The 14,964-nt window shown below is 57.2% G+C and carries 14 protein-coding genes and 1 pseudogene; 10 read left to right on the plus strand and 5 right to left on the minus strand.

Annotation, left to right across the window (positions count from 1 at the left end; all coding sequences use genetic code 11):
* Positions 1–65: 65 nt before the first annotated feature.
* Genes AVO44_RS17005 through AVO44_RS17015 form a run of 3 tightly spaced genes read right to left on the minus strand, consistent with a single transcriptional unit; the run spans position 66 to position 2,767 of the window.
* On the minus strand, positions 66–1,046 hold the full coding sequence (locus tag AVO44_RS17005; RefSeq protein WP_068339483.1) for a CobW family GTP-binding protein: 981 nt from the start codon (positions 1,044–1,046) through the stop codon (positions 66–68).
* Between the two features lie 4 nt (positions 1,047–1,050).
* On the minus strand, positions 1,051–2,523 hold the full coding sequence (gntH, locus tag AVO44_RS17010; RefSeq protein WP_068339487.1) for a guanitoxin biosynthesis MBL fold metallo-hydrolase GntH: 1,473 nt from the start codon (positions 2,521–2,523) through the stop codon (positions 1,051–1,053).
* A gap of 10 nt (positions 2,524–2,533) precedes the next feature.
* Positions 2,534–2,767, minus strand: a complete 234-nt coding sequence (locus AVO44_RS17015; protein WP_157770016.1) for a hypothetical protein — start codon at positions 2,765–2,767, stop codon at positions 2,534–2,536.
* Positions 2,768–2,887: 120 nt separating this feature from the next.
* Here AVO44_RS17015 and AVO44_RS17020 point away from each other — a divergent pair, with 120 nt between their 5' ends.
* The gene (locus tag AVO44_RS17020; RefSeq protein ID WP_169794868.1) at positions 2,888–4,201 is read left to right on the plus strand and encodes a tetratricopeptide repeat protein; all 1,314 of its coding nucleotides are present in this window, start codon (positions 2,888–2,890) and stop codon (positions 4,199–4,201) included.
* Between the two features lie 244 nt (positions 4,202–4,445).
* Here AVO44_RS17020 and AVO44_RS21615 read toward each other — a convergent pair.
* Positions 4,446–4,847 (minus strand): annotated as a pseudogene (locus tag AVO44_RS21615) (hypothetical protein); the annotation flags it as partial.
* Between AVO44_RS21615 and AVO44_RS21480 the strand changes: the two are divergent.
* From AVO44_RS21480 to urtE, 7 genes are all read left to right on the plus strand, one after another.
* Positions 4,746–4,997, plus strand: coding sequence for a hypothetical protein (locus AVO44_RS21480; protein ID WP_157770017.1), 252 nt, complete (start codon positions 4,746–4,748; stop codon positions 4,995–4,997). The pseudogene AVO44_RS21615 and the gene AVO44_RS21480 overlap by 102 nt on opposite strands.
* Before the next feature lie 41 nt (positions 4,998–5,038).
* Complete coding sequence (locus tag AVO44_RS17030; protein WP_157770018.1) at positions 5,039–5,437, plus strand: hypothetical protein; 399 nt, start codon at positions 5,039–5,041, stop codon at positions 5,435–5,437.
* 347 nt (positions 5,438–5,784) lie between these two features.
* Entirely contained in the window at positions 5,785–7,068 is a 1,284-nt protein-coding gene (gene urtA / locus AVO44_RS17035; RefSeq protein ID WP_068339500.1) for an urea ABC transporter substrate-binding protein, read from the plus strand.
* A gap of 70 nt (positions 7,069–7,138) precedes the next feature.
* A complete protein-coding gene (gene urtB / locus AVO44_RS17040) occupies positions 7,139–9,097 on the plus strand; it encodes an urea ABC transporter permease subunit UrtB (protein ID WP_068339503.1) in 1,959 nt (652 codons plus the stop codon).
* 1 nt (position 9,098) lies between these two features.
* Positions 9,099–10,361 carry an urea ABC transporter permease subunit UrtC gene (gene urtC, locus AVO44_RS17045; protein WP_068339506.1) on the plus strand — a complete coding sequence of 421 codons (1,263 nt, stop codon included), beginning with the start codon at positions 9,099–9,101 and terminating at the stop codon, positions 10,359–10,361.
* Complete coding sequence (urtD, locus tag AVO44_RS17050) at positions 10,358–11,098, plus strand: urea ABC transporter ATP-binding protein UrtD (RefSeq protein ID WP_068339509.1); 741 nt, start codon at positions 10,358–10,360, stop codon at positions 11,096–11,098. Before urtC ends, urtD begins: the two co-directional genes overlap by 4 nt.
* Entirely contained in the window at positions 11,079–11,795 is a 717-nt protein-coding gene (gene urtE, locus AVO44_RS17055; RefSeq protein ID WP_068339512.1) for an urea ABC transporter ATP-binding subunit UrtE, read from the plus strand. Before urtD ends, urtE begins: the two co-directional genes overlap by 20 nt.
* Positions 11,796–12,191: 396 nt before the next feature.
* On the opposite strand, the gene AVO44_RS21715 is transcribed toward urtE, so the two are convergent.
* The gene (locus AVO44_RS21715) at positions 12,192–12,326 is read right to left on the minus strand and encodes a hypothetical protein (protein ID WP_267885779.1); all 135 of its coding nucleotides are present in this window, start codon (positions 12,324–12,326) and stop codon (positions 12,192–12,194) included.
* A 106-nt stretch (positions 12,327–12,432) separates the two neighbouring features.
* On the opposite strand from AVO44_RS21715, the gene AVO44_RS17065 reads away from it, so the two are divergent.
* Complete coding sequence (locus AVO44_RS17065) at positions 12,433–13,767, plus strand: adenylate/guanylate cyclase domain-containing protein (RefSeq protein ID WP_169794869.1); 1,335 nt, start codon at positions 12,433–12,435, stop codon at positions 13,765–13,767.
* Positions 13,768–13,897: 130 nt separating this feature from the next.
* Positions 13,898–14,734, plus strand: a complete 837-nt coding sequence (locus AVO44_RS17070; RefSeq protein WP_068339515.1) for an SDR family NAD(P)-dependent oxidoreductase — start codon at positions 13,898–13,900, stop codon at positions 14,732–14,734.
* Positions 14,735–14,964: the final 230 nt, after the last annotated feature.

Consider the following 14,964-nt stretch of genomic DNA (forward strand, 5'->3'; position numbering starts at 1 on the left):
CAAATTCAGAGGCGGTGGCATGAGGGCCGGTCGCCCCGTTTGAGGGCAAACCACCGGCGTGATCGCTAGGCCGTTTCGAACAGGGCGTCGGTGAGCACGTGTTCCGAAAGCGCACCGGGCGCACCGATCGCTACAAGCCGCGTCTCGGGTTTTCGATCACCCCAGGCCCCGTCCCGCGAGATGTCCATGCGTTTTCCGACGACCTGCACAAGAATACGATGATCCGGGTCCTCCTCGCTGAAAACAAAGCCTTTGAGGCGATAGACGTCTCCTGGAAGCTTTCGGATTGCGCTTCTGAGCGACAACAGGCTGATAGGTTGCTCAGCCTTCATCATGGTCGTCGAAAAACCGTCTGAATGATCAGCGTGGCGGCACCCGCAGTCGGGCCCATGTTCATGATGATCCGGCAATTCTGTTTGGAGTTGTTCGGCGGCAAACCGTCCGACTGACAGCAATATGTCCAGCGGGACATCTGCATTGACGGCTTCGACCAGGCGATATCGGCGGAAGCGCGAGCCGAGCCAGTCGTGCACTCTCTGAACCGTATCCCGGTTTACGAGGTCTACTTTGTTCAGGATGACCATGTCAGAAAACGCGATTTGCCTTAGCTTCAATTCCATCTGTTCCGGCGCGGCAAACAGCTGTTCCGCGTCGACAAGGCACATGAGGCTGTCCAGGCGGATCATGTCCCGAAACTTCTGATCCGTGAAAGTCATCGCGATCGAGGACGGGTCCGACACGCCGCTGGCTTCAAGGACGATGTATTCCGGTTTTTCCGGCCGGGCGAGAACCGCTTCAACCGTTTCGATCAGGTCATCCCGGATCGAACAGCACACACACCCATTCGCCAGGCTCATCACATCGTCTTCCAAGCCAACCACAAGATCAGCATCCACATTGATCGAGCCGAAATCGTTGACCAGCACGGCAACCCGCAGACCATGATTGCCGGTCAGGATGCGGTTTAGAAGGGTTGTTTTACCGGCTCCGAGAAAGCCGGTCAGGATCGTGACGGGGATAGCGGAGGTCGAACCAAACTCGATCATATTGTCACTCCGTTTTCTTTTTGCGGTTCGGAATGACATCGTCGGTTTTAATCACGAAATCGCTGGGCCACTCGGGACTGGGGGCTCGGAATACATCGGTCGGGTAGTATTCCTTGGGGTCAATCTCCATGTCCCGGTATTTTTGGTCCTGTTGTTCGGCACGCGATGACCGCGGTGCAGGCGGCTTGATTTCATCAGGTAACGTGATCTTGCCTTCGGCTTCCATCTTGCCCAATTCGCGGAACGGGGCGACGGATCCCGATTTCCCGGGCAACGTTGCCTTTCGATACCAGATTGCGTCTTTTGTGACGTTGACGACAGCGACGTCCAAACCCCAGGCGAACAACCCATCATAGTGAGCCCGGATACCCGCCAACATCTCGGCATCAATGTCTTCGTCCTGCGTGTAATGGGTCACCATTGCAAGCCGCGGGCGTGCTTCGGCCATCATCTTGCCAACCGCATAGTGTGACGTATGGTGCGTATCGATTGTATAGTTGAACAGCTCCTGCGGCAGACCGTATTTGTAGGTCATCAGCTGACCGATATCCTGGCCGGACATTTCGGTGACAAACACATCGACACCTTTTCCGTATTCAAGGCTTAGCTCATCGGGACGGCCATCGCCGGTCCAAACAAAGCTCAGGCCATTCCAATCCAGCCGATACCCCACAGCTCCGTCCTTGGCGTGGCTACGAGGCCAAGACCGAATAGTCACGCCATCTTCGTCGTAAACGATGCCGCCTTCCTGACGGAAATCGAATTCATTGACTTCGATCTCGTAACCATCCCCGATTGGGAACACATCGAAGGCTTCCAAATGCCATTTCAGCATTTGCTTCATGCCCTCCACCATACCCGCCGTTCCAAGCTCGGGTGTCCGACCGGACGGGCCGTGAATCCGCAGCGGAGTATATCCACCCGACCAAGCCCTGAACGGGTAGATGTAAGGGATGTCGGCGTAATGATCGACATGCAGATGCGTGATGAAGATATCGTTGATCAATTGAGCCGGAACCTGCATCCCGATGATGTTGCGCACGCACCCTGACCCGAAATCGAAGAAGAACCGTTTTCGATTGCCCAGCTCGACCATCACGCAGGTGCCCGCCTGATCCTCACGCGGAGGAAACGGTGTGGACCCGCAGAATGATATGCGCATTTCGTCGGGTCCAAGCTCCTCGGAAAGCGGGAAGTAGTTTGCGTTAGACCCGGTAATGTATTTCGTCGGCCGGAAGTATTCCGGCAGAGTGATGCCGCCAGCAGGTCTGCCGCCATAGGGGTTCTTCAGGCTTTCACCCAAAGGGCCGTCCCCCTCGTGCGCCTGTGCTGCGCCGGAACCGTAGGTGACTGCGCCTGTTGCCACGGCGCCTGCCGCCAGCCCGTGTATAACCTGCCGCCGAGAAGGGTTTTCGATGTCAACCGATTGCTGGTTTTGGCCGTTCTCACGGTCTTTGTTCTGGTCATTGTCCGTCATTGCGATACCCTCAATCAGATGTGTTTCGGAGTTTGCGCTTCGCCAGCCGACGAAGCTCATTCAAGAGTTCAGATTTGATGTGGGCCCATTCTTCGCGCTCGGATGCGGTGATTGACGTGTCTTTCAACTTTGCACAGACTTTGCCGAGGTCCTCGATGGCCTCGCTTAGAAACGCATGCGGTTCAATCTGGCTGGAAAGCGCATTCAAAAGCTCGGGTAGCTCGTCTTTCAGGTCGTTCGCCACTGGATAAAGCCCGGTTCCCACTATCTATTCGCAGATAACGATGCGTGCTGTTGACCGGGGCAGCCAAGTGAGTCACCGTGAGTTGGGGGTGAGTTTGCTGTGAACCAAGCCAATGATTTATTGATAGATCAAGATGTTGAGCAGCCATCACCGGAACTGGTCCGACAGGCACTGCGGGGCGTGGTTTCCAGCGTCGAGTTCCGAACTTCGCCCCGCCTCCAGCAGTTTCTTACCTATATCGTCGAGGAAACTCTCGCCGGTCGCGGTGCCCAGATCCGCGGCAAGGCCATCGCGGTCGAAGTGTACGGGCGCAGCATTGATGGCAGCGGTGGACGGAATCTGGTTCGTGTAGAAGCCAGGCGACTTCGCCGCCTGTTGCGTGAGTTTTACGAAGAACACTGGGACGGCAAAGGTGTTCGGATTTTCGTCGATCCCGGCGGATACAAGCCGCGGTTTTCATACGAACCATCGGGGGAAGACCCAAATTCAGACCCGCGAACCCGCAGCCAGACACGTGAAAGCAGGCACCTGCGTCAACTGCTGTTGATTGGGCTGGCCGTTTTAGCGGTGATCGCTGTGCTTGGTACATGGTTGATAACCGGCAACAGGGAGGTCCAGGAGTCTTCAAACAGCACCCAGCAGGCTAAACGAGCGGCTCTTGGTCAGCATTCACTTGCAAGATTGCAGGCAGCTAACCTGGCGGACCAGGCCCGGGGCATGTTCTTCCCTGTATTTGATGTCAAACGCCAGCAAATCGCGCTGGGAATGTTCCAGCATGCCACGGAGCTCGACCCGGCGCTGCCGGATGGCTATGCCGGATCAGCTCAGGTTTTGGCCACTCTGGCTCTGTTGTCCCGAGATGAAGAAAATCGGGACGATCTCTTGCTTCAAGCACTCGAGATGTCTGGAATGGCGCTTGATTTGTCCCCATCGGGTGCATGGGCAAACGCCTCGAATGGTTGGCGGTTGGCGGTGTCAAATGAACCAGATGAGGCCTTAAAATACGCGAGACTGTCAGCTGAACTTGCGCCGAAAGATGGCCATGTTCTGGATCTGGTCGGGATCACAGCTCTCATTGCAAACATGCCCGCTCTGGCAGCGGAGGTCAGCAACCCAGCAAGGTCCAGAGCCGGATCTGGCCGATTTGGCGCAAGGAACATTTGGGGGGTATCGCAACTCATGCTCGGGAACTACGAGAACGTTGTCGAAGCGTTTCAAGGCGCGCCGGCAGCTGGTGCGCCTGTAAGCGCGCCTTCTCTCATTTTCCAAGCAGCAGCACATGATCAGCTGGGCAATTTCAACGAAGCACAAAGACTTATCGGCGAACTGCAAAAGACGTGGCCCGAGTTTCCATCCGAGTTTCTTGTGGAACGAATCTTTCCTAGCGACCAAAAGACACGAGAAACGGTACTTGGTGCCTTGAGTAGATACTGACGAGACTTGCCGCAACACTTGCTTGAATGAAGCGTTCAAGTTTCGCAGGGCGATGCCTTGCCCAGATTGCAGCAGCTACGCTGAACTCGATTGTCTTTTCAGAATGACCGCTTAGCGGCATCGCCATCCGATTATGAAGTACGGTCTTGGATCGTTCGCGCGATGGCACTTTTTCTGCTCACGCGGGTGCTGTCAGACAGATTCGAACCAGTCTCAGTTTGCCACAGATAGTGTGAACCTGTGCGGAACAAAGTTGACGCCACTCGGCAAGAGCGGCGCTTCGGTTCAGCTTAAAGTTTTGACGTGAGTTGAGGTGGCGTTTCTGGTTGAAATGATTGTGCGCAGAGGAAGGAACGGAGGCGAATTGCTGCAGACTTCGCACGCGCCGGACGCGGAGCATCGCAAGCTCTCGTCGTCTGAATGGCAGGTTTGAGTTCTCCGCACGGTTGTTCTTCCATCGGCCGGTTTCCTGTCGATCCGCGCTACCGATTTCCTTTAACGCGGCCCCATAGGATCGCAGTTTTTCGTTTCAAAATATGTTTTCATGGCTGATTTCGACACCGCGCTCGTGCATCAAATCCTCAACGGTGCGGAGCGACAAAGGAAATCGGACGTGCAACATTACCGCCAGGCGAATGATTTTCAGGCTGCTTTGAAAGCCCTTAAAAGGGTTGGATTTGGTCATGTTCAAACGCCACGAGGCCGACCGGGCGATCCAACCCATGTCAAAATATCGCTTGAATCGGTGTGGCGTCGTGTTTTCCACGAGCCGTTTCAAAACGCGAAAACGGCCTGAAGATTGTTGAGTGCTGAATTAATTTACGGCATGCTTAATTCATGGGCTTTTTGAAAACTTTATCCCTGAGCCTCGTAGCCGTGGTTGTTGTCACACCATCTGCGCGCGCCGATGCCGGACTCGTCGCGGAAACGGCGACATGCGCGGGGCGCCTGTCCGCTGAGGTGCAGCACAAGTGGCTCATGCAGGCGGAAGACGCGATTGACACACAACGGGCGCTCGAAGCTATGCTCCTGCGCCTGGAGGCGCTGACGGGCGCACAAGACACGGCAGCTCTATCGCTGCGGATCAAGGCGAAACATGCCCATGCCATGTTGTTGCAGCGGGCAAGCTTTTCGCAAGATGTCGCGCAGGCCAACCGCGCAGCGAGTCATGCGCGACACCTCATCACACAGTGTGAACGGCTTGTTCAAGGCTACCTGCAAGCGACCTCGTCCTGATGCGCGACACGCCCTTATCGGGGCGTAACCGCCCGCAAATTACGTTGCGCAGGAAACATCAAACGGACGTCGCACAATAAAACGGCAGCACCCTCTTGGGTGATCAAAATTCGGGCGAACTTTCCAAAGTCTGCCGCCGAAAACTCTCAAAGTTATTTCGCACCCGCAGAAAGACTGCATCAATCCTGAAGTGCCAGCTTACCCGGTTGGCGAGAAAAATGCAGTGGTGCTGGCCTTCACTCCAAAACACCACCGCACGACGCAACGTGAATTGCGCAGAAACCAAAATGGGTGCCGGGGCTGCTCTTGGCAAGGTGTAATGCGCGACATCTACGAAGGATTAAGAAATGTCGACAAGGTTCCTGACTACGACAGCCGCTGCCGCGCTGTTTGCCACCACCCTGCCCGCGATGGCAGAGGTGAGCTGCCCGATCAAGGTGGGCGTGCTGCACTCCCTCTCCGGAACGATGGCGATTTCCGAAACCACGCTCAAGGACACCATGGAAATGCTGGTCGAGCAGCAGAACGAAAAAGGCGGTGTCATGGGCTGTGAGCTGGAGGCCGTGGTGGTCGACCCGGCGTCGGACTGGCCGCTCTTCGCTGAAAAGGCGCGTGAACTTCTGACCGTGCACGAGGTCGACGTGATCTTCGGTAACTGGACCAGCGTGAGCCGCAAATCGGTGCTGCCGGTGATCGAGGAACTCAACGGCCTGCTGTTCTACCCGGTTCAATACGAGGGCGAGGAAAGCTCAAAGAATGTGTTTTACACTGGTGCCGCTCCGAACCAGCAGGCTATCCCGGCGACGGATTACTTTCTCGAGGAACTGGGCGTTGAGAAATTCGCGCTTCTGGGCACCGACTATGTCTATCCGCGCACGACGAACAACATTCTCGAAAGCTATCTCAAGGACAAGGGCATCGCTGAAGACGACATATTCGTGAACTACACGCCCTTCGGCCATTCCGACTGGTCCAAGATCGTCTCGGATGTCGTGGCACTTGGCGCGGACGGCAAGAAGGTCGGCGTGATTTCCACAATAAACGGCGACGCAAACGTGGGCTTTTATAAGGAGCTCGCCGCTGCGGGTATCTCGGCCGATGACATTCCCGTCGTCGCCTTCTCGGTTGGCGAAGAAGAGCTGTCGGGCCTCGACACCACAAACCTTGTCGGCCACTTGGCCGCATGGAACTACTTTCAGTCCGCCGACACCGAGGCGAACGAGGCCTGGGTCGCAGCATGGAAAGCACGCATGGGCGAAGACCGTGTAACCAATGACCCGATGGAGGCACACTACATCGGCTTCAACATGTGGGTGAACGCCGTGGAACAGGCGGAATCGACAGACGTAGATGCGGTCCGCGTAGCCATGTACGGGCAGGAATTCCCGAACCTCACCGGTGGCACCGCTGTCATGCTCCCCAACCATCACCTCGCGAAGCCCGTTCTGATCGGTGAAATCCAGGAAGACGGTCAGTTCGACATCATCAGCCAGACCGAGGAAGTGCCCGGAGATGCATGGACGGATTTCCTCCCAGAATCCGCGGTGCTGATCTCGGATTGGAAAGATCTCGAGTGCGGCATGTACAACACCCAGACCGAGACCTGCGTGCAAATCAAGTCCAACTACTGATCTGAACCTGACTGCAGAACCAGATCACCGGAGGGCGTTCGCGCGCCCTCCGGCCAGCAGGAAAAATGGTATGCTCAATATTCTTCGCCTTTTGACGTTCGCGCTTGCAGTAGCTGCGCCGGCCTCCGCGCAGCAGGCCGATGCGCCGATCCAGAAGGTTCTTCAGGAACATGGGGATATCATCTCAAAGAGTTCCCGCCGCACGATCGGGCCGGCCATCGACGCGCTGGCCGACAGCGGCCTTCCGGCAGCTCGCGAGGTGTTGAATCGTTGGCAGGCCAAGCAGATGTGGCGGAACGAGGAAACTGGGCTATACGTGTTCGCCGAGGAGGTGGACAGCGACACGCTGCGCATCTTCGACGTGGCCGACGGGATGGAAATCGGAACGGCGCCCGACGACGACTACGATCAACTCAAACCTAATTCCGGCATTCGCGGCATGATCGGCGCCGCACTGGTGCGGTTCCAATTGACCGACCCTGATCCCGCCATGCGTCTGCAGGCGCTGGAGACCATCGCTCGTGACGCCGAGGCCGCGCATCTGCAGACATTGCGCGGCGCGATCGAAACCGAACAGGACAAGGCCATCGCGGCGGCGATGGTCCGGCTCGAGCGTCTTCTCACCATCCAGTTCGCCGAAGACGACGCTGACCGCATCAAGGCCATCGAGAGTTTCGCCGGTGATTTGGGCGTGGATGTGCGCGCCACGCTTAATCCGCTGGTGCGTACTCGGCTGGAGACGGCCGACGCGGTGCCCGAGACCAAGGACGTCGCCCGTGTGCTCAGCCCAGCCAGCGACGCCCTGCCCCGCGAGGACGCCTATGACCTGCTGGTCTCGGCCGACCTCGCCAAGCCGCGCATAAGTCGCGAAGACAAGCGCGCCGCACTGGTGGCCAACCTTGAAAACGGGGCGGTGGCCGGCGTGCAGGTTGCAACGTTGGATACCGAGGCCGCGCGCGACATCGCGTATGCCGTGTTGGCCCAGCAGGGAAAGGTCGAGCCCGTCGCCACCGAGGCCGAGATCGATGCGACACTGGACAAGTTCGTTTTCTTCGAACGCTACATCGCGGCCCCGCCGGCCGTGGCGCTGGCCGCGGCAAGTGCCCTCAAGAGTATCGAGAACAAGGTGGCGGTGAACCAGGGTCTTGATCTCGGGCTTGATGCGCTGTCGCTGGCCTCGATCTACTTTCTCGCGGCGATCGGGCTGGCCATTACATTTGGCGTGATGCGCGTGATCAATATGGCGCATGGCGAATTCATAATGATGGGGGCCTACACGGGTTACGTCGTCCAGCAAATCGTGCCGGACTACACCCTGTCGATCATCATCGCGCTGCCGCTTGCGTTTGCCGTGACCTTTGGCGCAGGCGTCGCGATGGAGCGACTGGTGATCCGTTGGCTTTATCATCGTCCGCTCGAGACTTTGCTGGCCACGTTCGGCATATCGATCGCTCTACAGCAGATAGCTAAAAACATCTTCGGCACGCAGGCGCGGCCGCTGACCTCTCCGGACTGGCTCGATGGGTCGCTCATCATCAACGACATCGTCTCGATCAGTTACATCCGCATCGCGATCTTCGTGCTTGCGTTACTGTTCCTTGGCCTCATCCTACTGGTGATGAACCGCACCCGGCTGGGGCTGGAGGTCAGGGCGGTGACGCAGAATCCGCGCATGGCGGCCTCTATGGGGATCAATCCCGACCGAATCAACATGCTGACCTTCGGGTTCGGATCGGGCATCGCGGGGATCGCAGGGGTAGCAATCGGTCTATACGCCAAGGTCACCTCCGAGATGGGTTCCGACTACATAGTGCAATCCTTCATGACCGTCGTGGTGGGTGGCGTGGGCAATATCTGGGGCACCCTACTGGGCGCGACATTGGTCGGCACACTGCAAAAGGGGATCGAGTTCCTCAACCCGTCCAACACGCTGGCGGCGCAGACCTACATGATTTTGTTCATCATCCTGTTCATCCAGTTCCGACCGCGGGGCATTATCGCCCTCAAGGGTCGCGCAGCGGAGGCCTAGAATGAGTGAGACAAGCCTCACCGGCAGCCACACTCGCACGCCGCTGGCCCTGCGCTTTCCGTCGGTGCTGATCTTCCTTGCCGTGCTGGGGCTGTTCACGCTTGGCGTGACGATCTTGTCCGAGGGCTTCGGGATCGGGGTCATTTCCACCAGCTTCGTCAAGACGCTGGGCAAGACGCTTTGCCTGTGCCTCGTGGCGCTGGCGATGGACCTTGTCTGGGGCTACTGCGGGATCCTGTCGCTGGGGCACATGGCGTTTTTCGGGCTTGGTGGCTACGCCATCGGTATGTGGCTGATGTACGAGCGCACCCGCCTGATTGTGGTCGACAGCCTCGTCGCTTCGGAGTTGCCGCCAACGGCACAGGAAATCTCGGACGGGATCGCTACGCAGATCTTTGGCGTAGTAGGCGCATCGGAGTTTCCGCCGGTCTGGGCCTTCGCCCATTCCCTGCCCATTCAACTTGCCTTCGTGGTGCTGATCCCGGGGCTTTTCGCGCTTATCTTTGGTTGGCTGGCCTTCCGCAGTCGGGTGACGGGGGTGTACCTGTCGATCCTGACACAGGCGATGACGCTTGCACTGTCACTGTACCTGTTCCAGAACGACAGCGGGCTGCGCGGCAATAACGGCCTATCGGGCCTGCAGAATCTGCCGAGCCTTGATGCCGTGCCGCAGGCCACGGTGTCGCTGTGGTTCTTCTGGGGGTCGGCATTCGCACTTGGGGCGGGGTACCTGCTGTGCGCCTGGATCGTTTCGGGCAAGTTCGGCTCTGTCATACGGGCCATTCGCGATGACGAGGCGCGCGTACGCTTCCTCGGCTACCCGGTCGATGCGTTTAAGCTGTTCATTTTCACACTTACCGCCGTAATCGCTGGGATCGCGGGCGCGCTCTACTACCCGCAGGCGGGGATCATCAACCCGACCGAGATCGCGCCTATCGCCTCGATCTACCTTGCTGTCTGGGTGGCAATCGGTGGGCGCGGCCGGCTTTATGGCGCGGTGATCGGCGCGGCCTTCGTTTCGTTGCTGTCGACATGGTTCACCGGCGGGCAGGCCCCCGACATCAACCTTGGCTTCTACACGATCCAATGGGTGAACTGGTGGACCGTGCTGCTTGGTCTGTCTTTCGTGGCCGTGACGCTGTTCGCGCCCAAGGGGCTCGGTGGGCTGGTAGACCTGATCGTGGACCGAACATCGCCCAACCGCCACGGCGCGGACCTTGGACCCGACCCTGGCGCCCTGCGCGAAAAGGAGGCCGAGAAATGAGCACCCTTCTCGAAGTGTCGGGCGTTTCCGTTTCCTTTGATGGCTTCAAGGCGATCAACAACCTATCGTTCCAGATCGGCACACAGGAGTTGCGCGCGGTCATAGGCCCCAACGGCGCGGGCAAAACGACGTTCATGGACATCATCACCGGCAAGACCCGCCCCGACGAGGGCCGGATCAGTTACGGTGAAAAGGGGCTGTCACTGCTGTCCATGTCCGAAAGCCGCATCGCGCAGGCCGGGATCGGGCGCAAGTTTCAACGCCCCACGGTCTTCGAGGATCAGTCCGTAGCTGACAACCTGATGATGGCGCTGAGAAAGGCGCGCGGCCCGCTCAGCGTGCTGATGTTCCGCCCTACTGCGGCAGATCACGGCAGGATCGCCGAACTGGCCGGGGAAATCGGGCTGTCGCGCAAACTGCACAGCAAATCAGGCGAGCTCAGCCACGGGCAGAAACAATGGCTGGAAATCGGGATGCTGCTGGCGCAGGAGCCGCGGCTTCTGCTGGTGGATGAACCGGCCGCGGGGATGACCCCCGCCGAGCGTGAGCACACAACCGATATCCTGCGCGAGGCCGCCCGCACCCGCGCGGTGGTCGTGGTCGAACATGACATGGAATTCGTCCGCAGGCTGGGCTGCAAGGTGACCGTGCTGCACGAAGGCTCGGTTCTGGCCGAGGGCTCGATCGACCATGTGACGCAGAACGAAAGGGTGATCGATGTCTATCTCGGGCGATGAGGTTCTGAAAACCGAAGGGCTGACCCTGCATTACGGGGGCAGCCAGATCCTGAACGGGATCGACATGACGGCACGGCGCGGGGAGGTGACCTGCGTGATGGGCACCAACGGCGTGGGCAAGACCAGCCTTTTGAAGGCGATTTCCGGCACGCACCCCGTGTCCGGCGGGCAAGTCATGCTGGAGCGCAAGCCCGTGTCGAGCGCAAGCGCGCACGCGCTCGCGCGGCGCGGTGTGGCTTATGTTCCGCAGGGGCGCGATATCTTTCCGTTGCTGAGTGTGCGAGAGAATCTGGAGACAGGATTTGCCTGCCTGCCACGGGCTGAGCATCGCATTCCAAACGAGGTGTTCGACCTGTTCCCGATCCTCAAGGATTTTCTCAACCGGCGCGGCGGCGACCTGTCAGGCGGGCAGCAACAGCAACTCGCCATCGCGCGGGCGATGATCACGCGGCCGCGGCTCTTGCTGCTGGATGAGCCGACAGAAGGCATCCAGCCCAACATCATCCAGCAGATAGGACGCGTGATCGAACACCTGCGCGCGCAGGCCCAGATGGCCATCGTTCTGGTAGAGCAGTATTTCAACTTTGCCTATGACCTCGGCGACGCATTTTACGTGCTGGAACGCGGTGCGGTGCGGATGAACGGAAGAAAGGGAACGATCGACCGTGCCGAGTTGCTGTCCGGCGTGTCGGTATGAGGTCAAGGGCCGAGGCAACCCGTGGCGTCTCAGGCCCGCTCAAGCACGAAAAGCGTACATTCTCGCGGCCTTCCTCATCACTACCCGGATACCCGCCCAGAGAAGGCAAGCCGTCCGGCCCGATCGCAATGAACCCGGCTTTGGCAAGACGCCGGACGACGTCGCGGATGTATGGATTGAGCCTGCGGTTTTCGTGAATCACCAAGATGGCTGCCGACGGACGGTCTGGATCGATTTCTAGTGGCCGGACGAGGTAAGACGAACTAGCTCCGGTTCCATTTGGGCTGCTATAGGTGATTTCGTCAGCTTGAATTACCGGATCATCTTCAGCGACTTGCTGTGCAAGAGCATAATTGGGAGCAAGTGAACCTAGGATTGCCGCCGCGGTTGAACCGCCTACCGCCCATTTGCCAGCACGTTCCAGGAACTCACGCTAAGAAATCTGCCGTGCGCGTAATAATCATAGAGATCCAAAAGCTCTTGATCAAAGTCTGCCGCTGTCAGACGGCGTGACGGGGTCTGATCATTCATTGCGTGTTCCTCAAAAAATCCGTGACATGTCGTATAGTATCCCTCGATAGTGGCACATAGGCGCAAGATTGACTGCGATTTTCTGAAAGCTACACTCGGGATCCAGTTGCTTTGGCATGAACCAACGGAACTGCAATTTTTTTCGACTAGTGCAACAGCAGAAGGGTTTCGCCGGCTTTTTTATTTGAGCTTGAACGAGGACACGATGGCAGCTCCTTCGATCCAGAACTTTGAGATGACCGCTGCCTTGAAGGACTTGGCCGATTGGCTGGTTCAGCAGGGCTTGGAGAATGCTCCGGTTGAAATCTGGCTTGAAGAATTCTGCAATCGACTTCTCGTCGCAGGCATTCCCATTCAGAGAGCGAACATTACTTTACGCGCTCATCATCCTGAGATTGGGACAGTTGCGTTTCGATGGCACAGAGGAGGTGGAAACGAGCGCCAAAACTTCGTCCGGCGAACAAGCGCCCCCGAAGAGTATATTCTGAGCCCAATTTATTATCTCTTGGCAAACAATGTTGAAGAGATCAGGCAAAACCTGACTGTCGACGACCCGGAGCTCAACTTTCCGATTTTTGATGAGCTTCGCGAGCGCGGCGCCACAGACTACTTTGCTGTTAAAAGGTTCTTCCTTCGCCAAAATCACGCAGCGCCGGTGGACCCCATGCATGCTGAAGAAGGGGCTATCATCTCTTTGGCGACTGACGCGGCTGACGGCTTTACGGACCCACAATTGGATGGTCTACGACAGTTAATACCTCCTCTTTGCCTGACCCTCAAATGCGGGGCAAACAGGTTGATGGCAGAAGATATCACTGCCGCATATCTAGGCCGAGATGCCAGCAAGCGTGTTCTGTCCGGAGACATCACCCGCGGTTCGTCTGAAACCATTTCAGCCGTCATATGGTATTTTGATCTACAGAATTTCACCAAGCTGTCTGAAGCGTTGCCTGGTCATTCAATTATCGAGTTGCTGAACGCCTACTTTGCGGAGGTCGTTGAAATTGTTGAGCGCCATGGCGGTAACGTTCTGAAGTTTATGGGCGATGGCATGCTCGCCATTTTTGACATTAACCAGATTCCTGACGCGCATCGCGTCGCAATTGAGGCAGCCATTGAGCTACGTGCCGCATTTTTGGATCAGAACCAACGCAGAATTGCAGACGGCTTACCGACTACCGGCTTCACACTGTCCCTGCATGCAGGGGACGTTCTCTACGGCAATATTGGCGGCAGATCACGCCTCGATTTCACAGTTGTCGGGCCGGCAGTTAACACAACGTCTCGTATTCTGGGGATGTGCAGCGCTCTTGATCAAAACATCCTGCTTTCCAGTAAAGTTGCCGGTGAACTGGTCGAAGAGGTGCCGAGTCTGGTTTCACTTGGGCAATACAGGCTGCGGGGTGTTGCTGAACGGCAAGAGCTGTTTACACTGGATTAATCGCCAAACAACAAAAAACGACTTTCGTATCAATAAAACTGCTCTTTTTGGGATAGGTCGCAAAACCCTTTATCTGGCTTACCGGCCAAACATCTCAAAGCGTCAAGGCACTTAGTCAAGAGGACCCAAAATGGCTCATCCAGCACTAAAATCTGACTCTGTTGCAGTCGTAACCGGTGGTGCGTCCGGAATTGGGTACGCATCTGCCGCCAAGTTCGCTCAAATGGGCATGCGCATTGTCATTGTCGATTTGGACGAAGGTAAGCTGGAAGAAGCCGCGGCTGCGCTGCGTGAGGTCGGATCACCTGAAACTATGATTTCGGTTACCGACGTGTCTGATCTTGAACAAGTATTAGCGTTAGAAGCAGAAGTCGCGACCCGTTTCGGCGGTGCTGACATTCTTATGAACAATGCCGGCGTTGGTATTCGCTCGTCCTGCTTGGGTCCACGAGATGCGTGGGAAAAAATGCTGAATGTAAACCTTTGGGGCGCAATTAACGGATGCCAAGCATTCTTGCCAGGAATGATTTCACGTGAACGTCCGGGCGCCGTCATAAATACAGGTTCAAAACAGGGTATTACCACTCCTCCCGGCAATCCGGGTTACAACGTGTCAAAAGCAGCGCTAAAAGCCTTTACTGAGGCCCTTTCACACGAACTTCGCAACACCGCGGGCGCAAATTTAACGGCCCATCTGCTGGTGCCGGGGTTCGTCCATACGAACATGATCGGCGCCAAGGACAAGCCTCCTTCCGCCTGGACCGCCGAACAAACCGCAGATTTCTTTATCGACAGTGTGGATCGCGGTGATTTCTATGTGATTTGCCCAGACAACGACGTTTCGCGGGACATTGACGAAAAACGTATTTCCTGGGCGGCGGGGGACATTATCTACAATCGCCCCGCGCTCAGCCGCTGGCATCCAGATTACGAAAAGGCGTTCGCAGATCATATGTCGCAAGATTAACTCTGAAGCCTCAGAGGAGTTGTGGGTCGCACAAAAACTTGAACCCAATTGTCTACTTTATTCATTCTTGCGATAGCTGCTTTGGGCTCGGAGCGATCATTTGCTCAATCGCGACAAATGTCCGCTCTGCGGGACAAGGACGAAACCGCTCTCGCGGTATTGGCGCTGGTGGCGTTCGCTGGGCACTGATTGGGGCACAGAGATTTTGTAGATGGGCGCGTCTGCCTGAC

This window comes from Ruegeria profundi (genome assembly GCF_001507545.1).
GTDB lineage: Bacteria > Pseudomonadota > Alphaproteobacteria > Rhodobacterales > Rhodobacteraceae > Ruegeria > Ruegeria profundi.